We start from the raw sequence: 21563 nt of genomic DNA on the forward strand, positions 1-21563 counted from the left end.
AAACATGCGTGTCCTTCATTTCTACAAGACGTACTATCCGGACTCGGTCGGCGGCATCGAGCAGGTGATCCGCCAGCTGTGCGTCGGTACGACGCGTCTGGGCGTGACCAACACCGTGCTGTCGCTGTCGCGCCAGCAGGACCTGGCGCCGATCGCGTTCGACGGCCATACGGTCCACCGCGTACCGCTGAACTTCGAGGTCGCCTCGAATGCCTGCTCGCTGCAGGCGCTGGGCGCGCTGTCGCGCATGGCCGAGGAGGCCGACGTCGTGCACTACCACTTCCCGTGGCCGTTCATGGACCTCGCGCATTTCGTTGCGCGCGTGCGCAAGCCGACCGTGGTGAGCTACCATTCCGACATCGTGCGCCAGAAGCGCCTGCTGCGCCTGTACCAGCCGCTCAAGCACCGCTTCCTGGCCAGCGTCGACACCATCGTCGCGGCCTCGCCCAACTACCTGGCATCCTCGACCGTGCTGGCGCGCTACCGCGACAAGACACGCGTCATCACCTACGGCCTGGACAAGTCCACCTACCCGAGCGCCGAGCCGTGCCGCCTGGCGCACTGGCGCGCCAGGGTCGGGCCGAAGTTCTTCTTGTTCGTGGGGGTGCTGCGCTACTACAAGGGACTGCACGTCCTGCTGGAGGCGGCGCAAGGGCTCGACTACCCGATCGTCATCGTCGGCACCGGGCCGGAAGAAACCGCGTTGAAGGAGCAGGCTGCGCGCCTGGGCCTGAAGCACGTGATCTTTACCGGCGCGCTCGATGAAGCCGACAAGGTGGCGCTGCTGAGCCTGTGCTATGCCGTCGCCTTCCCCTCGCACCTGCGCTCGGAGGCGTTCGGGATCTCGCTGCTGGAAGGCGCCATGTACGGCAAGGCGATGATCTCGTGCGAGATCGGCACCGGCACCACCTACATCAACGTCGATGGCGAGACCGGCCTGGTGGCACCGCCTTCGGATCCTGCCGGATTGCGCGCGGCGATGCAGAAGTTGTGGGACAACCCGGAGCTGGCGCGCCAGATGGGTGTGCGCGCGGAGGCGCGTTACCACGAGCTGTTCACGTCGGAGCAGATGGCGCTGGATTACACCGCATTGTACAAGGAGCTGGTGGCGCGCAGGGCCACCGAGAGCTCCGCTGCCGGCGTGGGATTGGCGGGCGTGCCGCCGACACGATAGCTCAAATCACGGTAGGGCTACCCGTACGGTCGGGGGGCATCCTACGCCTCCGCCCAGCGCTGCTGCACCGCGCGCACGGCCGGCATCTGCTCGATGAACAGGTCCACCAGCCCCGGGTCGAAATGGCGGCCCTTCTGCTCGCGCAGGAAGGCCAGCGCTTCCTCCTCGCTCCACGCCTTCTTGTACGGCCGCTTCGACGTCAGCGCGTCGAACACGTCGGCGATCGCCACGATGCGGCCGGCCAGCGGGATCTCCTCGCCGCGCAGCCCGCGCGGGTAGCCGCTGCCGTCGTACTTCTCGTGGTGCGTGAGCGCGATCAGCGAGGCCAGCGCCAGCATGCCGCCGTCGTGCTCGCCGATGATCTCGGCGCCGATGGTCACGTGGCTCTGCATGACCTTCCATTCCTCCGGATCGAGCGGACCGGGCTTTTGCAGGATGCGGTCCGGGATGCCGATCTTGCCCACGTCGTGCATCGGCGCCGCGTGCAGCAGGTCGTCGGCTTCGACATCGCTCATGCCGGCGGCGATGCCGAGGATGCGCGAGAAATGGCTCATGCGGATCACGTGCATGCCGGTCTCGTTGTCCTTGTACTCGGCCGCCAGGCCCAGGCGCTGGACGATCTCGAGCCGCGTGGCGCGCAGCTCTTCCATGCGCACCAGCGACAGGTGGGTGCGCACGCGGGCGCGCACGATCGGCGGGCTCACCGGCTTGGTGATGTAGTCGACGGCGCCGGCCTCGAAGCCTTCCAGCTCGTCGGCGGTGTCGGTCAGCGCCGTCACGAAGATCACCGGGATCGCGGCCGTCGCCGGGTTCGCCTTGAGCGCGGCGCACACTTCGTAGCCGGACATCCCCGGCATCATCACGTCGAGCAGGACCAGGTCCGGGATTTCCTGGCGCGCCAGGTCGAGCGCGCGGGCGCCGTCCTTGGCGAACAGCAGGCGGTAGTGGTCTTGCAGGATCTGGCGCAGCAGTTGGAGGTTGCTGGCCTCGTCGTCGACCGCCAGGATCAGCGGCCGGTTGTTCGGTTGGGTCATGCGGATACGTCCTGTAAAGCTTATTCGCCCAGCGTGGCCATCACAGCCTCGAGCTGTTCCAGGGCGAGGTCGAATTCGAAGTCGCCGATCGCGCCCTGGACCTGGGCAACGCGCGGCGCCACCGGATGGCCTGCCAGCGCGGCGGCCAGCCCCGCCATCGCAGCGTCGTCGAGGGCGCCGCGGCGCAGCGCCTGCAGCAGCACCCCGCCGGCGCGGCGTGCGCGCGGCAGGTCGAATGCGGCGGCGGCTTCAACCGGCGCTGCCGGCTGCGCGCTGCCGGCGCGGATTGCCGCCAGCGCCTCGCCAAGGGCGGCGGTCGAGGATTCGAGCGCCGCGGCGGCTTCGCGCTCGTCGGTCGGCACGGCGTTGGTGGCCTGCTCGAGTTTCGACAGCGCATCCGACAGCTGTTCCAAGCCGACGTTCGCCGCCACGCCGCGCACCTTGTGCGCCAGCATGCGCAGTTCGCGGTGGTCGCCGGCGGCCGCATGCATCTGCAGCGTGCTGCCCAGCTCCCGATATTGCCGGCCGAAGTGGTCGAGCGCTTCCAGGTACACGTCTTCCTTGCCGCTCCAGCGGTGCAGGCCCGCACGGCGGTTCAGCACTTCGCGCGCCGGTTTCGGGATGCCCTCGAGGTCCTTGTCGACGGCCTGGTGGGCGATGCCCAGCACGCGTGCGATTTCGTGCGACAACGAGAACCAGTCCACCGGTTTGCTGGCGAAACCGTCCATGCCGACCTCGGTGCTGGCGCGGCGGTGCTCGGCCAGCACGCTGGCGGTCATCGCGATCACCGGGACGCGGCGCGCGCCGCTGGCGGCTTCGTGGGCGCGGATCGCACGGGTGGCGGAGAGGCCGTCGAGCACCGGCATCTGGAAGTCCATCAGGACCAGGTCGAACTGCTGGCTGGTCGCCAGCTCGACCACGGCGGCGCCGTCCGAGACGGCCGTGAGCGTGTGGCCGCGGCGGCTCATCAGGAGCTGCAGCAGCTCCAGGTTCTGCGGCACATCGTCGGCCGCCAGCACGCGCAGCGGCGGCAGCACGGCGGCGCTGCGCACGCGCGGGGCCTGTTGCGCGAAGCGCGCCAGCACCAGCGGCAGGTGCACATGGAAGCTGGTGCCCTTGCCGACTTCGCTCTCGGCCCAGATCTTCCCGCCCATCAGCTCGACCAGCTGCTTGCAGATCGTGGTGCCCAGGCCGGTGCCGCCGAAGCGGCGCGTCATCGAGGCGTCGGCCTGGGTGAACGGGTCGAAGATCGCCTGCAGGCGGTCTTGGGCGATGCCGATGCCGGTGTCGCTGACGATGATGCACAGCTGGTCGCCCTCGGCCCGCACGCGCAAGGTCACGGTGCCGCTCGGCGTGAACTTGATCGCGTTGTCGAGCAGGTTGGTCAGCACCTGGCGCACGCGCAGCTCGTCGCCGCGCAGGCCGGTCGGCAGCGCCGGGTCATACTGGATGTCGAGGTGCAGGCCCTTGGCGCGCGCGTTTGCGGCCAGCGTCGACGACAGTTCGTCGATCAGCGACAGCAGGTTGTAGTCGTTCTGCTCCAGCTCCACCGCGCCTTTTTCCAGCTTGGCGGTGTCGAGGATCTCGTTCAGCAGGCGCAGCAGGGAACGCCCGGCGCTGCGGATGGTGTCGAGGTGGCGCCGCTGGTCCTTGTTCAGTTCCCCGTCGAGCAGCACGTCGGTGAAGCCGAGGATCGAGTTCATCGGCGTGCGGATCTCGTGGCTCATGTTGGCGACAAAGGAAGCGCGCGCCGCCGCGGCCTGCTCGGCCTTCTCCTTGGCCTCGCGCAGCGCCTCTTCTATCTGGCGGCGTTCGGTGATGTCGAGGATGACGCCGTCGAGCCAGGACAGTTCGCCGGCATCGTTGCGCACGCCGCTGCCGTTTTCCCACATCCAGCGCACGCTGCCATCGGCATGCAGGAGGCGGTATTCGATCAGGTAGGGGCGTTCCTCGCGCAGCGCGACCTCGACCTCTTCCGCCACGCGCACGCGGTCGGTGGCGTGGATCATGGCGCCGAAGGTGCGGCGCGGCGGCGTGCCGACGAAGTCCACGGCCGGGTAGCCGGTCACCCGTTCGACCGCGTCGCTGATGAAGACCATCGGCCAGTCGCCGGTGAGCGCGCTGCGGAACGAGATGCCGGGGATGTTCTTGATCAGGGAGCGGAACTGTGCCTCGCTGGTGCGCAGCGCCTGCATGATGGCGCGGCGTTCGCTGATGTCGGTGATGAAGCAGACGAACAGGTCCTGTTTGCCCAGGCGCGCGTGGCCGATCGCGCGGCGGATCGGCACCAGGCTGCCGTCCTTGCGCTTGCCCATGATCTCGCTGCCCTTGGACAAGGCTTCGGTGTAGCCGTCGCGCATGATGCCCAGCAGGCCGTCGTGCGAGGTCGCATCGTCGTCGGCGATCAGGATGCTGGCGTTGCGGCCGACGATCTCGTCGTGCCGCCAGCCGAAGATGCGTTCGGCCGAGGCGTTGAATTCGGTGATGGTGCCGTCGCGTGCGATGGTGATGACGCCGTCCACGGTCGTGGTGAGCAGGGCGCGCATCCAGGCTTCGCTGCTGCGCAGGTCGAGGAACATCTGGCGGTAGCGCAACAGGCCGTTGGCCGCGACGACCAGGCCCGTGAACACGACGGTGATGAGCGAAATCGCCAATGCCAGGAACGAGCTGTTCGAGGTGTCGAGGCCTTCGGGGTGGGCCTCGCCGATGAAGCGTGCGGCGGCCATGCCGGTATAGTGCATGCCGGCAATGGCGCAGCCCATCACGATGGCCGACAGCAGCAGGCGGCGCGATTCGCTCATCGACTTGAAGCGGGACAGGCCGAAGCGTACACCGAGCGCGACAGTGGCAAGCACGACCGCCACCACGATCGACAGCGCGAACATCGCCGGATCGTAGCGCAGCTGCAGGCTCATCTGCATGCCGGCCATGCCTGAATAGTGCATGGCGCCGATGCCGGCGCCCACGACCACGCCGCCGGCCAGCAGGCCGGCCGGCCCCAGGTGCGGGCGCGAGATCAGCGTCAGCGCCACCGCCGACGCGCCGATGCTCGGCAGCGCGGACAAGATGGTGGTGAGGGGATCGTAGGTGATCGGCGTGCACAGGTTGAAGGCCAGCATGCCGATGAAGTGCATGGACCAGACGCCGGCGCCCAGCGCCAGGCTGCCGCTGCCGAGCACAAGGGCGCGGTGGGTGCGGCTGGCAGCCGCCTGGCCGGCGATCTGCAGGCCCATCCAGGACGAGAAAATGGCGATCAGGACCGACAGCAGCACGAAGCGCGGTTCGTGCACGCCATAGGTGAGCAGCGACGGATCATCCGGTACTGAGAATAATTGCAGCATGGGCGGCTTGGTTGCGATAGCTGGGCAATGTTGCGCCCGAGAATGGTTTGTTGAGTATCGCATTTTCGCAGCGGAAAGTCCCGATGAACGCAGGAATCATGCGGGTTTCGCAAGCTGCGTGTCGCGTCAACGCCACCCCGTCTGTACATTCGTTTTGGAAAAATTCTTCGGTCTGTTATGCTGGAAGCATAAGCGCGCAAGCGTTGTCCTTGCAGGTAGGCATGTTGCTGAATCGATTTATTGGAGTAGTACTCACGGTGGCCGCCGGCCTGGCAGGCGCCACCCCGGCGCCGGCAGCCAAGCCACGCCTGTACCTCACCACCGAGTTGTCGGCGCCGTCGAGCATGCTGGATGGTGGACGGGTGGCCGGCATCGCGACCGACAAGGTGCGCGAAGCGATGCAGCGCGCCGGCGTCGACTACACCATCGCGATCCTGCCCTGGAAGCGCGCCTACAACGCGGCCCTGCAACGGCGGGACGCCTGCGTCTATTCCACTACCCGCACCCCGGAACGGGAGGCCCTGTTCAAGTGGGTTGGCCCGACCGATATCGCCCAGTGGGTGCTGATGGGGCGCGCCGACCGGCGCCTGCAATTGCGTTCGCTCGAGGATGCGCGCGGCCTGCGCATCGGCACCTACAACGGCGATGCGCGCGACGCCTACCTGCGTACGCGCGGCTTCACGGTCGATGCCACGTCGAACGACCTCGCCAATCCGGAAAAACTGCTGCTCGGCCGGATCGACCTGTGGGCGGCCAGCATGCGCAGCGGCAGCACCGTGCTGGCGCGCCTCGGCTACGACAAGCAGGTCGTACCCCTGTTGGTATTCAATGAGACCGGCGTTTACCTGGCGTGCAACCGGGGCGTGCCGGACGAGGTGGTGGCGCGCCTGAATGCCGCCTTCGACGGGATTGCCCGCGACGGCACGGGGCGGCGGATCGAACGCGGCTACGAGAACTGGGTGCCGCCGGCGCCGCGGCCTTGAGCCGCTGCCCTGGCTGGTGCGCGATGCCGCCAGCCAGGTTCCAATCCTTGGCTTGCCGGACCCTGGTCCTGCACAGAAACGAAAAAGCCCGCACGAAGCGGGCTTGCGTGTCTAAAACTGGACTTCAGGCTGCCTGGCGCCGTTGGCGGCGTGCGGCGTAGACGCCGAAGAGGCCTGCTCCGAGCAGGGCGATCGACCCTGGTTCCGGTACCGCTGCGCTCGCCGATACGAATACATGGTTCCATGCGCCACCGCCGAGCGCCGCACGGTCGGAGCCGACGTAGGCGGAAAAATCGCCGACAGTGTTGTAGCCGGCGGGACCCACGTCGACGAGGTAGTTTTCGGCCAGGGCAACGCCGCCGCCATACATGTTATAGGTAGGCAGATGGGTGCCGTCACCATAGCCGTCATACCAGGCAAGGTGATTCACGAAACTGTCCACGGTCGAGATTGCATAGGTTTTCGTCCCTGACAAGGCGCCGAAAACAAGGGTCGCCGCCTCGATTGCCGAGTACAGGCGAGGGTTGGCGCCCCAGGACGGACCTGCGCCGACATCGTAATTGCCGATGTAGGTCCAGTGCTTGCCATCGCTGTCCTGGTAATTCTGGCCGACCACGAGGGCGGCGTTGGCGTCGAGGGCGACAGCAGTGAACAACGCTGCGACGAGGTGCTTGACGTTCATGTTTTTCCTTTTTCTTATCAGGGACATTCCTGCTCGTGGTCCGAGCAAAACTCATGCCATTAGGAAATTTGTCTTTCTAAACAAGAATTTATCAATACACTTGCTGTGGTTGGCAGAGCATTTGTAAAGCCTGCCGACAGTGCTGCATGACCAAGATTGCGATGGATAGAGAACGCGGCGGTGTACAGCGTTAAATAGTTCAGCAATGTGGCTTGCAGGTCGGCCCTGCTATCGAAGCGGGTCTGCTGCAGCAACTCATTGATGCGCCCGTCGAAGCGCTCGACCATACCATTGGTTTACGGATGGCGCGGCGGCGCCAGTCGGTGTTCGGTGGGCAGGCCTTGCGGAACAGCGTATCGAACGACTCGGTCGTAATTCCCAATATGGCCGCACCTCCTGCCGACATGGGCAGCCCAGGCAGGTTGACCGCGCTTCGATAGCGGTACTTTCCTCTTTGTCCCGTTCTTCGTTTCGGTCAACGTGGCAACGCGGCCGACGATGTCTTGCGGCAGCAAATCGCAGATTTCGCCGGCACGCATGGCGGTTTCGATCGCGAACAAGAGCGCGACGGCAACGCGCTGGCTGATTGTGGCTGCTGGCTGCTCGTTGTCCGAGGTCGAAGCCCAGGGCAGGGCAGAAGCGTTCGATCTCGTCATCGGCGTACAAGCGATCGCGCGTCTTCGAATCCTTGGGCCGGCGTACCTCCGTGGTCGGGCTGGCCAAGATCCACTTCCATTCTTGGCTGCGACTGTAAAAACGTTCGACAGCAAATTCAGCTCGCGGTTGACGTTTGAACCGCTGACCTTGCCGGTGTTCAGCCGGTGGCCCTCCCACTTCCCCAGTACCTCGGGTGTGCCGTCGACGAGCTTCATGTCGCGGAACGGCTTCTCCTGGATCTTCCAGCTACCGGTCGCAGCGAGGCGAAGCAGCTCGAACCAATGTCCGTGCTTCGTGGTTGGCACCTTGTTTTCGTAGCGGTCGAAGACATCGCCAACCCGTCCGCCCTACTTGGATTCCGGTCACTTGCCGGCACGGATTTCGGCCTCGCGTGCAGTCGCCCAGGCGATCGCCTCGGCTTTCGTTGACATTACCTTGGATCTCGGACGCCCTGGATCGCATCTGGGCCCGCCAGCAGCCCGCCCGCTCTGCATATGAAGCCACGCTTTAAATTCCTGCCGAGTGTTCCGTGCGTAGTTATTACGCAAAACGTGCGTAATGAGCGGGGAGATAAAGCGGTGAAATGCCGGAAAGTGTCGAGAGCCCTCGGGCCTGCCGCGCTTCCCAAGTGCTTGTTTTGCTTAGGAAGCGGGATAATGCGGTGTGCTGCGTTGGGTATTGTTGGTGCCTCCGGCCGGAATCGAACCGGCACGCCTTTCGGCGCTTGATTTTGAGTCAAGTGCGTCTACCAATTCCGCCACAGAGGCCCAATAGCAGGCGCGCATCTTAGCACATGGTTTGTGTTACTGACCAGTGCCACGTGTCGCAGGAGAATGCGCGCCGGGGCATGCCATGCTCAGCACGCGATGCGCTGCTGCAGCAGGCGCAGGCTGCCCACCGGACCCACGACCTCCAGCGCATGCGGCTGCACGGCCACGACGATCGCGCCTTCGCGCCCGCGCAGCCACGGCCGCGGACGGAAATAGCTGATGCGGTCGGGGCCGGAGGCGGTGCGGCAGTAGCCCAGCGAGGTCAAGGCCTCGTCCAGCGTGTTGATCATGTAGCGGGCATCGAAACGGGTGTTCATCTCGAAGCGGCCGGGGCCCATCATCATCATCGGCAGCAGGCCGCCGACAAGTGCCGGCAGCACGATGAAGGGCAGTGGCGTGCCCGGATCGATGAGGTGCAGGGCCAGCATGAGGAGCGGCAGACCCAGCGCCAGGGTCAGCGCCCATGGCAGCAGTTGTCGCCAGGTGGCGCAACGGCCAAGGAAGAACGGTCGCTCGTGGATCCTGACGATTTCAGACAAGGTAACGCTTTTCATAAGTCTCTCCTTGCAGCGCTGATCGACTGGTTGGGTCCGTTGAAAAAGCGACCAGCTTCATTCTGAACGCCAACCCCCGGGAGTAATTGAGCCCCCACAAACGCACCGCCATACGCATATAGATTCTCACATCAGGCCGGCTTGCCGCGCACTGATGGAAAAATACATGCAGGAATCGTGCCAGAAAGAAAAAAGCCGCCCGCGATGAGGCGGGCGGCTTTTATGCGGGGAAAGCTTTGGTCAGCGCTGGCGGCGGAACAGGCGGAAGCGTTCGTCGCGGTCGGAGGCGCGCCGGCCTTCCCACAGCACGGCGGCGCCGCGCACGCCGTGGCGGCGCGCCAGGTCGTCGTCGTTGCGATTCCGGATGCTGTCCTGCAGCAGTACATAGTTGCAGCGTTCGCCCGCCAGCGTGGCGAAGGGCAGGCGGCCGAAGTAGGCGAACGAGGCGCGCTGGGCCGGGCCGACATTCGTGTCGATGCAATCGGCGTCATGCGGCAGGCGCGCCGCGATCTGCTGGGCCACGCCGGCGTAGCTCTTGCTGTAGTTGAGGTCCGGGAGGAACAGCGTCATCAGGAGCACCCACAGCAGGATCAGGCCGCTCGAGGACAGCACCACGGCGCGCCACAGCACGGAAGGCTGGCGCGACAGGCGCCAGTGGACCAGCATGATCCAGCCGATGCTGGTCGCCGCGGCCACCAGGAAGGCGATGATGCCGAATTCCGGCTTGAACCCGGGCACCAGCTTGAGCGCGTTCTTGGCCAGCTGGGCCGGCCAGCCGGTGAGCTTGGCGATCCAGAACAGCCAGATGAGCGCGCCGAGGATGGTCAGCACCATCACCGAGAACCAGTCGATCGCGTTGATGGCGCCGCGCTTCATGGTCGGCAGGCCGAAGGCGGCCATCAGCGCCAGCGGGGCCAGCATCTTGAGGAAGTCGCCGTTTTCCGGATCCGGGTCGCACAGCATGAGCAGCGTGAGCGCGATGAAGAAGGTCACCGGCAGCACGATGTGCAGCAGGTTGTCCTGGCGGCGCCAGGCCCAGATCGCCCACAGGGCGAACGGCCACGCCGGCCAGAAGAACCAGATGCCGATGCGGAAGTAACCCTTCAGCGAGGTCCATCCCGGCAGGCCGATCTGGCTCGCGTTCCAGTCCAGCCATTCGCCGACCGGCGACAGGCCGTAGGGCTGGACGATTGCCGCCGGCAGGATCCAGAGCAGGGTGATAAGAAATCCGACACCCGATGCGATGCCCAGGTGGCGCAGGGTCTCGGCGGTCGGCAGGTTCAGGTAGCGGGTGCAGGCGAACAGCGCCAGCACCAGCACGAACGGCGGCATGATGCCGCGCGTGAGTGCCAGGGCGCCGAGCGACAGGCCGACCAGCACGGCATTGCGCGTGGAGGTGTGCTCGACATAGCGCACGGCGCGGTACAGGAAGTAGGCGAGCAGGGCGCCCTGCAGGGTGGCCGCCAGGGTCAGGTGGCTCTGCACCAGCAGGCCGAGGCAGCCGAGGTAGATCAGGACGGCGGTGTCGCCGAGGGTGCGCCCGTAGTCGTCGGGTTCGGGCTGGCCGCCGAAGGCCAGGCGCAGCGGCTGGGCCTCCGCGCGGCGTCCCAGGTGGAACGCGGTGTACCAGAGCGACATCGCGCCGGTCACGAAGATGCCGATGGTCGACACGCGCGCGGCCAGCACGTCACCCAGGATCCAGCCGAACAGCTTGATGCACAGCGCGCCGAGCCAGAAGGCCAGCGGCCCTTCCTCGGCACTGGCCAGGCCGGCGATGTTCGGGTACAGCCAGTCGTCCAGGCCGCCGTGCGCCATCGTCCACATGATGCCGAAGCTGCCGGCGTCTTCCTTCCACGGGTGGCGGCCGATCAGGCCCGGCAGGATGTACAGCATGCCCAGCGCGAGCAGGGCCCAGCGGGGCAGCGCCAGTGTGGCGGCGGCAGGAAGTCGGACGGGTTTCATCGGTCAGTCTGTTGCGGCAAGATAATAGTCGCGTAGTATAGACGCGAAAAAAAAAAGAAGCCGGGGAGGCGGCTTCTTTTTGAAAAGCCGGTGAACCGGCTTCTTTTCTGGCAACCCGGGCGCTGCGGCCCGGTGCTTGCGTGGTGCGTTGGCGAATCAGCCGTTGGCGACCGAGGTCTTCGAGCCGACCGCACCGAACTTCTGGCGGAACTTCTCGACGCGGCCGGCGGTGTCGACGATCTTGTGCTTGCCGGTGTAGAACGGGTGCGATTCAGCCGAAACTTCGATCTTCACCAGCGGGTATTCCTTACCTTCGTAGGTACCGGTTTCGCGGGTGTTGATGGTCGAACGGGTGATGAACTTGAAGTCGCACGACACGTCGTGGAACAGGACTTCGCGGTAATCCGGATGGGTATCGGTCTTCATGATGGTGCTTTCTCTAAGTTGGTAGCCAAACGGCACTTCGTCGGTCGACCTGCTCCTTGACCCGATTGCCGATCACTTGCCAGGGGTTGAATGTACTGAACCGTCGATTATAGAACGGCCGGCGCGGCAAGGCAACCTTGCCTGGTACCTAGGGTGGGCGGGAATGAAAAAGGCGGCCCGCAGGCCGCCCGTTCGCGCGATTGCTGCGTCGGCTTATTGGTGCATTAGCCGCCGCGGCGCATCATGTCAAAGAATTCGACATTGTTCTTGGTCGCGCGCATCTTGTCGAGGATGAACTCCATCGCCTCGATCTCGTCCATCGAGTACAGCAGCTTGCGCAGGATCCAGATCTTCTGCAGCTGGTCCGGCTTGATCAGGAGTTCCTCGCGGCGCGTGCCCGACTTGTTCAGGTTGATTGCCGGATAGACGCGCTTCTCGGCCAGGCGGCGCTCGAGGTGCACTTCCATGTTGCCGGTGCCCTTGAATTCCTCGTAGATCACGTCGTCCATGCGCGAGCCGGTCTCGATCAGGGCGGTGGCGACGATGGTCAGCGAGCCGCCTTCCTCGACGTTACGGGCGGCGCCGAAGAAGCGCTTCGGACGCTGCAGCGCGTTGGCATCCACACCGCCGGTCAGCACCTTGCCCGAAGCCGGGATCACGGTGTTGTAGGCACGCGCCAGGCGGGTGATCGAGTCCAGCAGGATCACGACGTCCTTCTTCATCTCGACCAGGCGCTTGGCCTTTTCCAGCACCATCTCGGCAACCTGCACGTGGCGGGTGGCCGGTTCGTCGAAGGTCGAGGCGACCACTTCGCCGCGCACCGAACGCTGCATTTCCGTCACTTCTTCCGGACGCTCGTCGATCAGGAGGACGATCAGGGTCACGTCCGGATGGTTGGCGGTGATGGCGTGGGCGATGTGCTGCAGCATGACCGATTTGCCGGACTTCGGCGAGGCCACCAGCAGGCCGCGCTGGCCCTTGCCGATCGGCGAGATCAGGTCGACGATACGGCCGGTGATGTTCTCGGCGCCGTTCATGTCGCGCTCGAGGCGCAGCGGCTCGTTCGGGTGCAGCGGGGTCAGGTTTTCGAACAGGATGCGGTGCTTCGAGGCTTCCGGCGATTCGCCGTTGACCTTGTCCACCTTTACCAGCGCAAAGTAACGCTCGCCGTCCTTCGGCGTACGTACTTCGCCTTCGATCGAGTCACCCGTATGCAAGTTGAACCGGCGGATCTGCGACGGCGAGATGTAGATGTCGTCGGTCGATGCCATGTAGCTGGCGTCAGGCGAGCGCAGGAAGCCGAAGCCGTCCGGCAGCACTTCGAGGGCGCCGTCGCCGAAGATCTGTTCGCCCTGCTTGGCGCGCTTCTTCAGGATCGCGAACATCAGTTCCTGTTTGCGCAGGCGGGCTGCGTTGTCGATGTCGAGGCCGATGGCCATCTCCAGCAGCGCGGAGACGTGCATTGCCTTCAGTTCAGATAAATGCATGTTTGTGTGGGTGTCCCGTGACGGGAAAGTAAAGGTAGGGGAGGGAACTACGTGGGTTAGTAGTTGGGAAGCACCGGAGCCGGTAGGCTTCCCGACAATGACGACAGCGCGGGCGCGCTGCCGCCGCTCATGGTATCAGTATCAGATGTTGCTGTCGATAAACTGAACCAGCTGGCCCTTGGCCATGGCGCCGACCTTCTGGGCAGCCGCTTCACCGTTCTTGAACAGGATCAGGGTCGGGATGCCGCGGATACCGAACTGGGCCGGCACGGCCTGGTTCGCGTCCACGTCGACTTTCGCCACCACCAGCTTGCCTGCGTACTGCTGGGCTACTTCTTCCAGGATCGGGGCAATCATCTTGCACGGACCGCACCACTCGGCCCAGAAGTCGACCAGGACCGGGAGCTCGGACTTGAGCACCTCGGCATCGAAGTTTGCATCGCTGATGTGTTTGATATTTTCGCTCATAGGTTCCTCAAAAGAGGTAAGGATCAATTAACGCCTGGCGGACAAGCCGATCCTGCTAGGTCCCGGCCGGCTTCCGTGCATTGCTAATAATAGCTGCTACACAATGGTGGAGGCACTGTGTGCAAAAACAATATGGAAGGACGGCAAGGGGGTGTCAGGCGGGGATGTGCCGAATAATACCCCATTTTTTTAAAAAGTGTGGGGAGGTTTGTACAAAATCTTAACATTGCACCGCGCGGCGCAGCTGGTCGAGCGCCAGCGGCTTGCGGAAGGCGCCGGCCACCTGCAATCCCAGGGCACGCGCCAGGTCGGTGGCGGCGTCGCGCACCCCGTCCGCAAGGGCGGAAACCAGGATGATCTTGCCCGCGAAGCCCTGGCCGGCGGCGGCCTGCAGGAATTCGATGCCGTCCATCTCGGGCATGGCCAGGTCGCAGATCACGTAGTCCGGCGCATGGCGCGGCAGCAGCGCCAGCGCGCTTCGGGCGTCGAGCTCGGCATGGACCTCGAACGGACCGACGCCGTCGAGCATGTCGCGCAGCAGCTCCAGCATGAAGCGGTCGTCATCGAGCAGCAGGACGCGCGGAGGCGCAGCGTGCGGTGCGGGCGAGGACAGGGGCGTCATGGTCGAAAGAGCGTGGGCTGCGTCAGGAGAAAGCCATTATGGCGAAGTTTTCCACTTCCGGCGAGATATTGAACAGTTGATGTTGCGGGAGCGTTGCGGGCGTGGCGCAACAGCGTCAGACACTCCCGGTAAACCGCGCCAGGTGACCAGGATGCCACATCGTGACGACCGATGCCACCCGTCCGCCCGATGTGGTGCGGCGATGCAGCACCAGGCAGGGCAGGCCTTCGCCGATGCCCAGCATGACGGCCACCTCCCGCGGCGCCGGCTGGGCCTCGATGCCGTAGGTGGCGCCCTGCAGCGGGGCGGCGGCCATCAGGTGCTCGTTCGGGGTGATGGTGGTGTAATCCTGTTCCAGGTAGGCCGGGGCACAGGCCGGGTTGACCCAGCGGTCTTCCACCTGGATCGGCACGTCGTTCTCGAAGTGGACGATGATGGAATGGTAGAGTGCCTCGCCGGGCGCCAGCTCGAACTCGGCGGCCAGCTCGTCCGTGGCGATCTCGGCGCGCAGCAGGCGCAGGTGGCTGCGGTGGGCGCGGCCGCGCGCGCGGATCTCGTCGGCAATGTTGCGGATCTCGACCAGCGTCGCCTGGTACTTCTGCGGCGCCACGTAGGTGCCCGAACCCTGGCGCCGCACCAGCACCTGCTCGGCCGTCAGTTCGCGCACGGCGCGGTTGACCGTCATGCGCGAGACGCCGAACTGGCGCACCAGCGCCTGCTCGGACGGCACCAGGTCGCCTTCCTTCCAGCGGCCGGACGCGATCTCGCCGACCAGGTAATCCTTGATTCGCTGGAAAATGGGGGTGCTGTCTTGCGCGATCGGTTCTTCCAAACTACTCTCCGGGAAGGCATGGGGCCGTGCGCGGCAGGCCTGCCGCGCACCGGGATTCTAGCATCGCCACGGCATCGCAATTCGAAAGCAAGCCCCGGAGTGCCGCCGGGAGGAGGGGCCGCTATGATGCGTCCATCTTCTGCTTCCACATTGTCCGCTCCCATCCTGACCTTGCCAAGGACTCCGCCATGGACGCCATGACCAGCTTGTACGACACCGACGAAGCGCGCTGGGCCGCCGTGCAGCGCCGCGACCGCGACGCCGACGGCCAGTTCTACTATTCGGTGCGCAGCACCGGCGTGTACTGCCGGCCCTCGTGCCCGTCGCGCACGGCGCTGCGCGCCAATGTCGCCTTCCACGCCAGTTGCGCGGAAGCGGAAGGCGCGGGTTTCCGCCCCTGCCGGCGCTGCGAGCCGGCGCTGCCGCCCCTGGCCGAGCGCCAGGCCGCCGCGGTGGCGCAGGCCTGCCGCCTCATCGACGAGGCCGCGGCTTCGTCCGACCAGGCCCCGTGCCTGGACAGCCTGGCGCAGGCCGTGGGCATCAGCCGCTTCCACTTCCACCGCATCTTCAAGGCGCATACCGGCATCACGCCGAAAGCCTACGCCGGCGCGCGCCGCACGGCACGCCTGCAGCACGGGCTGGCAACGGCAGCGAGCGTCACCGATGCGCTGTACGAGGCCGGCTACGGGTCGAGCGGGCGCCTGTACGAAGCCAGTGCCGACACGCTGGGGATGACGCCGGGGCGCTACCGCGCGGGCGGACGGGGCGAGACCATCCGCTTCGCCGTCGCGGCGTGCTCGCTCGGCGCGATCCTGGTGGCGAGCACGCCGCGCGGCATCTGCGCGATCCTGATCGGCGACGAACCGGAACCGCTCCTGCGCGACTTGCAGGAGCGGTTCCCGCGTGCCGACCTGGTCGGCGCCGAGCCCGGCTTCGAGCGCACGGTGGCGCAGGTGCTCGCTTTCGTGGAAGCGCCGCGCATCGGGCTCGACCTGCCGCTCGACGTACGCGGCACCGCCTTCCAGCGCCGCGTGTGGGAAGCGCTGCGCGCCATCCCGGCCGGTTCCACCGTCAGCTATGCGGAGCTGGCCGAGCGCGTCGGCCTGCCCGGCGGGGCACGCGCCGTGGCCGGCGCCTGCGCGGCGAATCCGGTGGCGGTGGCGATTCCCTGCCACCGCGTGGTGCGCCTCGACGGTGCGCTGTCCGGCTACCGCTGGGGCATCGAGCGCAAGCGCACGCTGCTCGACCGCGAGGCCGGACGGTGACGCCGCGGCTGGCACATTCGGGACCATCTTCGTTGCGCGTCATGGGCAAGCTTTGCCCCTCGCCTGCATTCCTATACACTTCCCGGTGCCGCGCCCACGAAGCGCGGACACCCACACAAAAAACGGAGAAACGAACGAATGCGCGCGCGTAAGAATCCCTTGTCTTCCCTGATCGTCCTGGCCGCCCTCGGCGTCCTGCCGGTCGCCCATGCCGACACGGTCATCACCAATGCCAACGGCTATACCCTGAACAGCAAGGGCGACCTGGTGCAGTTCAGCGCACTGGCCTTCGACGACAAGGGCCGCATCACCGCAGTCGGCAGCGCCGCCGAGGTGACGGCGAAAGCGCCGGGCGCGCGCCAGGTGGACATGCAGGGCCGTACCGTGCTGCCGGGCCTGGTCGACGCCCACGGCCACGTGTTCGGCCTGGGCCAGCAACTGACCCAGCTCGACCTGTCGGCCACCACGTCCTTGCAGGACGCGACGCGCACCATCGCGGCGTATGCGAAGGCGAACGCCGGCCATGCGTGGATCCGCGGCCGTGGCTGGAACCAGGAAAACTGGAAGCTGGGCCGCTTCCCGACCGCCGCGGAACTGGATGCCGTCGTGTCCGATCGCCCGGTATGGCTGGAACGCGTGGACGGCCACGCGGGCTGGGCCAACAGCCGCACGCTGGCGCTGGCCGGCATCACCAGGACCACCCCGGACCCGGCCGGCGGCAAGATCGTGCGCGACGCGAACGGCGATGCCACCGGCGTGCTGATCGACGCGGCGCAGGAACTCGTCACCAAGGTGATGCCGGCGCAAACCGAGGCCGAAGGGCGCGCCATGCTGGAGCGCTCGCTGCAGGAACTGGCGCGCGTCGGCCTGACCAGCGTGCACGATGCCGGCGTCGGCGTGGCGGAAGACCGCTTGTACCGTGCCTACGCCGACAGCGGCAAGCTCACCGCGCGCGTCTACGGCATGATCGGCGGTACCGACAAGGATTTTGACCAGTTGGCAAAAAACGGCCCGCTCCTCGATTATGGCGACGGCGTGTACGCGCTGCGCGCCGTGAAGCTTTACTCGGACGGCGCGCTGGGCAGCCGCGGCGCCGCGCTGATCAAGCCCTACAGCGACGAGCCGCATTCGCACGGCCTGCTGTTCTTCAAGACCGCGCAGATGGACGCCATGATGACCAAGGCCATGCGCAAGGGCTACCAGCTGAATGTGCATGCCATCGGCGACGCCGGCAACAAGCAGCTCCTCGACATCTACCAGAAGCGCGTCGCAGCCACCAAGAGTGCCGCCCAGCGCCACCGCATCGAGCACGCACAGGTCGTGTCGATCGCGGACATCCCGCGCTTCAAGGCGATCGGCATCATCCCGTCGATGCAGCCGACCCATGCGACCTCGGACAAGAACATGGCCGAGAGCCGCGTCGGCCCGGAGCGCATCAAGGGCGCCTATGCCTGGCGCAGCTTCCTGCGCCAGGGTTCGCGCATCGCCTGCGGTTCGGACTTCCCGGTGGAGTCGCCGAACCCCTTCTTCGGCATCCACGCCGCCGTCACCCGCATGGACCACGCAGGCCAGCCGGTGGCGGGCTGGTACCCGGACCAGGCGATGTCGCTCAAGGAAGCCTTCCGCTGCTTCACGCTGGATGCGGCCTATGCCGGCCACCGGGAGAACAGCGTCGGCTCGCTGGAGCCGGGCAAGCACGCCGACTTCATCGTGATCGACCGCGACCTGTTCCGCATGCCGACCTACGACATCTTCAAGACCGGCGTGCTGGAGACCTGGGTGGGCGGGAAGCAGGTATTCAAGAAGTGATCCGGTCGGTACGGATGCGTCGACGGACGCTGCAGGGTGGCCGGCGGAGCCGGCCACCCTACAAAGGCATCAAGGCAGTCGAACAAATGGATTGACTTGGTTGTATAGACAACCTAGACTCATTGCTGCACATGGTGCGCGGACTTCACGCGCGCCATTTCCAACCCAGGAGCCGCCATGAACTCACCGATGCCCATTGACCCCCGCTTCGATCCATCGCGCGTGATCCGCGCGCCACGCGGCAGCGAACTCGCCTGCAAGAGCTGGCTGACCGAAGCCGCCTACCGCATGATCCAGAACAATCTCGACGCCGAGGTCGCGGAGAACCCGCAGGCGCTCGTGGTCTACGGCGGCATCGGCCGCGCCGCGCGCAACTGGGAGTGCTATGACCAGATCCTGGCTTCGCTGCGCGCACTGGAAGACGACGAAACCCTCCTGATCCAGTCCGGCAAGCCGGTCGGCGTTTTCCGCACCCATGCGGACGCGCCGCGCGTGCTGCTGGCGAACTCCAACCTGGTGCCCAAGTGGGCCGACTGGGAGCACTTCAATGAGCTGGACCGCAAGGGCCTGTTCATGTACGGCCAGATGACGGCAGGCAGCTGGATCTACATCGGCACGCAGGGTATCGTGCAGGGCACCTACGAAACCTTCGCCGAAGCCGGCCGCCAGCACTTCGGCGGCGACATGGCGGGCCGCTGGATCCTTACCGCCGGCCTGGGCGGCATGGGCGGCGCGCAGCCGCTGGCCGCGACCTTTGCCGGCGCGGTCTCGCTGAACATCGAATGCCAGCAGAGCAGCATCGACTTCCGCCTGCGCACCCGCTACCTCGACAAGCAGGCGAAGGATATCGACGAGGCGCTGGCGATGGTCAAGGAGCATACCGGCAAACGCGAAGCCGTTTCCATCGGCCTGCTCGGCAATGCGGCCGACGTGCTGCCGGAACTGGTGCGCCGAGCCAAAGCCGGGGGCATGGTGCCCGACCTGGTCACCGACCAGACCTCGGCCCACGACCTGATCAACGGCTACCTGCCTTCCGGCTGGAGCGTCGAGGAGTGGAAGGCCGCCCAGCAGGACCCGGCCCAGCATGCGCGTCTCAAGAGCGCGGCGGCGGCATCCTGCGCCGTGCACGTGCGCGCCATCCTCGACTTCAAGGCCATGGGCGCCCACGCCGTCGACTACGGCAACAACATCCGCCAGGTGGCCAAGGACGAGGGTGTCGAGAACGCCTTCGACTTCCCGGGTTTCGTGCCGGCCTACATCCGTCCGCAGTTCTGCGAAGGGCGCGGCCCGTTCCGCTGGGTGGCGCTGTCGGGGGACCCGGAAGACATCCATAAAACCGACGCCAAGATCAAGGAGCTGTTCCCGCACCACGCGCGGGTGCACCGCTGGCTCGACATGGCGCGCGAACGCATTGCCTTCCAGGGCCTGCCGGCGCGCATCTGCTGGCTGGGCCTGGGCGAGCGCCACCTGGCCGGCCTGGCCTTCAACGAAATGGTGCGCACGGGCGAGCTGAAGGCGCCGATCGTGATCGGCCGCGACCACCTCGACACCGGCTCGGTGGCGAGCCCGAACCGCGAAACCGAGGCCATGCGCGACGGCACCGACGCGGTGTCGGACTGGCCGCTCCTGAACGCCCTGCTCAATACGGCGGGCGGCGCCACCTGGGTGTCGCTGCACCACGGCGGCGGCGTCGGCATGGGCTACTCGCAGCACTCGGGCGTCGTCATCGTTGCCGATGGTACCGACGCGGCCGCGAAACGCCTGGCGCGCGTGCTGGTCAACGACAGCGGCTCGGGCGTGATGCGCCACGCGGATGCCGGCTACGAAAGCGCAATCGACACGGCCAAGCGCAATGGCCTGAACCTCCCGATGATCAAGTAAGGCATTTAGCCAGGTACCAAGCATGAACAATTCGCATCAAGGCATCACCCTGCAACCCGGCCAGCTGGCCCTGCGCGACCTGCGCGCCGTCTGGGCCGGCCCCGTGCCGCTCGCCCTCGCATCCGAAGCGTGGGCAGCGGTCGAGGCGTCCTGCGCCCTGGTCGACCGGATCACGGCCAAGGGCGACCCGGCCTACGGCATCAACACCGGCTTCGGCATCCTGGCCAAGGCCCACATCCCGAACGACCAGCTGGCGGCGCTGCAGCGCAACCTGATCCTGTCGCATGCAGTGGGCACCGGCGAGCTGCTGTCGGACGCCGTCGTGCGCCTGATCCTGCTGACCAAGATCGGCAGCCTGGCGCGCGGCTACTCCGGCGTGCGTCCGCTGATCATCGAGACCCTGCTGGCCCTGTACAACGCGGGCATCATGCCGGCGATCCCGGCGCAAGGTTCGGTCGGCGCCTCGGGCGACCTGGCGCCGCTGGCGCACATGACGCTGGCGATGCTGGGCGTGGGCCCGGTACGCTACAAGGGCGAACTGGTGGACGCAGCAGAGGCGCTGCGCGCCGCCGGCATCGAACCGGTGACCCTGGCCGCCAAGGAGGGTCTGGCGCTCATCAACGGCACCCAGGTCTCGACCGCGCTGGCCCTGCACGGCCTGTTCATGGCCGAGCGCGTGCTGGAAGCGGGCATGGTGGCCGGCGCGCTGTCGGTCGATGCCGCGCGCGGCAGCGACGCGCCTTTCGATGCCCGCATCCATGCGGTGCGCGGCCAGCCGGGCCAGATCGCCGCGGCTGGCATCTACCGCGAACTGGTCAAGGGCAGCGCCATTCGCGCTTCGCACCTGGTGGGCGACGAACGCGTGCAGGACCCGTACAGCCTGCGCTGCCAGCCGCAGGTGATGGGCGCCGTGATGGACCTGATCGCCAATGCCGGCCGCACCCTCCTGATCGAGTCGAACGCGGTCACCGACAACCCGCTCCTGTTCCCCGCGGCGGGCGCTCCCGAGGACGGTGCGATCATCTCGGGCGGCAACTTCCACGCCGAGCCGGTCGCCTTTGCCGCCGACACCCTGGCGCTGGCGATCGCCGAGATCGGCGCGCTGTCCGAACGCCGCATCGCGCTGCTGATCGACGCCAACCTGTCCGGCCTGCCGGCCTTCCTGGTGCGCGAGCCGGGCCTGAATTCCGGCTTCATGATCGCCCACGTCACCGCCGCCGCGCTGGCCTCGGAAAACAAGTCCCTGGCGCACCCGGCCAGCGTCGACAGCCTGCCGACCTCGGCCAACCAGGAAGACCACGTCAGCATGGCCACCTTCGCGGCGCGCCGTCTGGCCCAGATGGCGCACAATACGTCGGTCATCGTCGGCATCGAACTGCTGGCGGCGGCGCAGGGCATCGAGTTCCACCGTCCGCTGCAAAGCTCGGCGCACCTCGAGCATGTTCACGCCCAACTGCGTGCGCGGGTGGCGCCGTACGACGCCGACCGCTTCTTCGCCCCGGACATCGAGGCCGCGCGCCAGATGGTCGTGGACGGCGAGCTGTCGGCCTCGTGCAAGGAACTGTTCGCGGTATTACATCCTTAACGTTACATGCTTAATGTTGCATCCTTAACCC

Annotated in this window: 16 protein-coding genes, 1 tRNA gene and 2 pseudogenes; 6 read left to right on the top strand and 13 right to left on the bottom strand. The window is 66.3% G+C overall.

The annotated features are described in order from the left end of the window. Window positions 1-4 precede the first annotated feature (4 nt). Window positions 5-1174: a glycosyltransferase family 4 protein gene (locus ACFFJK_RS22520; RefSeq protein WP_379681893.1), complete on the top strand. Its 1170-nt coding sequence runs from the start codon at window positions 5-7 to the stop codon at window positions 1172-1174. 41 nt (window positions 1175-1215) lie between these two features. Here the strand turns inward: ACFFJK_RS22520 and ACFFJK_RS22525 are convergent, their stop codons facing one another. Continuing rightward, complete coding sequence (locus ACFFJK_RS22525) at window positions 1216-2208, bottom strand: HD-GYP domain-containing protein (protein WP_379681894.1); 993 nt, start codon at window positions 2206-2208, stop codon at window positions 1216-1218. A gap of 20 nt (window positions 2209-2228) precedes the next feature. Further along, window positions 2229-5549: an MHYT domain-containing protein gene (locus tag ACFFJK_RS22530; protein WP_379681895.1), complete on the bottom strand. Its 3321-nt coding sequence runs from the start codon at window positions 5547-5549 to the stop codon at window positions 2229-2231. Window positions 5550-5770: 221 nt separating this feature from the next. Between ACFFJK_RS22530 and ACFFJK_RS22535 the strand changes: the two genes are divergently transcribed. After that, on the top strand, window positions 5771-6532 hold the full coding sequence (locus ACFFJK_RS22535; RefSeq protein ID WP_379681896.1) for a substrate-binding periplasmic protein: 762 nt from the start codon (window positions 5771-5773) through the stop codon (window positions 6530-6532). A 124-nt stretch (window positions 6533-6656) separates the two neighbouring features. Here ACFFJK_RS22535 and ACFFJK_RS22540 read toward each other — a convergent pair whose 3' ends face one another. The 11 genes and pseudogenes from ACFFJK_RS22540 to hutC form a co-directional block, all read right to left on the bottom strand. After that, window positions 6657-7214, bottom strand: a complete 558-nt coding sequence (locus tag ACFFJK_RS22540; protein WP_379681897.1) for a PEP-CTERM sorting domain-containing protein — start codon at window positions 7212-7214, stop codon at window positions 6657-6659. A gap of 146 nt (window positions 7215-7360) precedes the next feature. Continuing rightward, window positions 7361-7543: pseudogene (locus tag ACFFJK_RS22545) on the bottom strand (integrase core domain-containing protein); the annotation flags it as partial. A gap of 111 nt (window positions 7544-7654) precedes the next feature. Then, a pseudogene (locus ACFFJK_RS22550) lies at window positions 7655-8086 on the bottom strand (site-specific integrase); the annotation flags it as partial. Between the two features lie 467 nt (window positions 8087-8553). Next, window positions 8554-8638, bottom strand: a tRNA-Leu gene (locus ACFFJK_RS22555). An 89-nt stretch (window positions 8639-8727) separates the two neighbouring features. Continuing rightward, entirely contained in the window at window positions 8728-9195 is a 468-nt protein-coding gene (locus ACFFJK_RS22560; RefSeq protein WP_379681898.1) for a hypothetical protein, read from the bottom strand. 240 nt (window positions 9196-9435) lie between these two features. Next, complete coding sequence (locus ACFFJK_RS22565; RefSeq protein ID WP_379681899.1) at window positions 9436-11157, bottom strand: ArnT family glycosyltransferase; 1722 nt, start codon at window positions 11155-11157, stop codon at window positions 9436-9438. Between the two features lie 156 nt (window positions 11158-11313). Continuing rightward, a complete protein-coding gene (locus tag ACFFJK_RS22570) occupies window positions 11314-11583 on the bottom strand; it encodes a type B 50S ribosomal protein L31 (protein WP_379681900.1) in 270 nt (89 codons plus the stop codon). 224 nt (window positions 11584-11807) lie between these two features. Next, window positions 11808-13070, bottom strand: coding sequence for a transcription termination factor Rho (gene rho, locus ACFFJK_RS22575; protein ID WP_005665081.1), 1263 nt, complete (start codon window positions 13068-13070; stop codon window positions 11808-11810). A 141-nt stretch (window positions 13071-13211) separates the two neighbouring features. Next, window positions 13212-13538, bottom strand: a complete 327-nt coding sequence (gene trxA, locus ACFFJK_RS22580; RefSeq protein ID WP_379681901.1) for a thioredoxin TrxA — start codon at window positions 13536-13538, stop codon at window positions 13212-13214. 220 nt (window positions 13539-13758) lie between these two features. Next, window positions 13759-14160 carry a response regulator gene (locus ACFFJK_RS22585; RefSeq protein ID WP_379681902.1) on the bottom strand — a complete coding sequence of 134 codons (402 nt, stop codon included), beginning with the start codon at window positions 14158-14160 and terminating at the stop codon, window positions 13759-13761. Window positions 14161-14275: 115 nt separating this feature from the next. Further along, window positions 14276-14992, bottom strand: a complete 717-nt coding sequence (hutC, locus tag ACFFJK_RS22590) for a histidine utilization transcriptional repressor HutC (protein ID WP_379681903.1) — start codon at window positions 14990-14992, stop codon at window positions 14276-14278. 188 nt (window positions 14993-15180) lie between these two features. Here hutC and ada point away from each other — a divergent pair, with 188 nt between their 5' ends. From ada to hutH, 4 genes are all read left to right on the top strand, one after another. After that, entirely contained in the window at window positions 15181-16257 is a 1077-nt protein-coding gene (gene ada / locus ACFFJK_RS22595) for a bifunctional DNA-binding transcriptional regulator/O6-methylguanine-DNA methyltransferase Ada (RefSeq protein ID WP_379681904.1), read from the top strand. 138 nt (window positions 16258-16395) lie between these two features. After that, window positions 16396-18066 (top strand): amidohydrolase, encoded by a 1671-nt coding sequence (locus tag ACFFJK_RS22600; protein WP_379681905.1) that lies wholly within the window; start codon window positions 16396-16398, stop codon window positions 18064-18066. Window positions 18067-18243: 177 nt separating this feature from the next. Then, window positions 18244-19947, top strand: coding sequence for a urocanate hydratase (gene hutU, locus ACFFJK_RS22605; protein WP_379681906.1), 1704 nt, complete (start codon window positions 18244-18246; stop codon window positions 19945-19947). A gap of 22 nt (window positions 19948-19969) precedes the next feature. Continuing rightward, entirely contained in the window at window positions 19970-21532 is a 1563-nt protein-coding gene (gene hutH / locus ACFFJK_RS22610) for a histidine ammonia-lyase (RefSeq protein WP_379681907.1), read from the top strand. Window positions 21533-21563 lie beyond the last annotated feature (31 nt).

Origin of the sequence: Massilia consociata (genome assembly GCF_042432755.1) — a bacterium.
Lineage (GTDB): Bacteria > Pseudomonadota > Gammaproteobacteria > Burkholderiales > Burkholderiaceae_D > Telluria > Telluria consociata.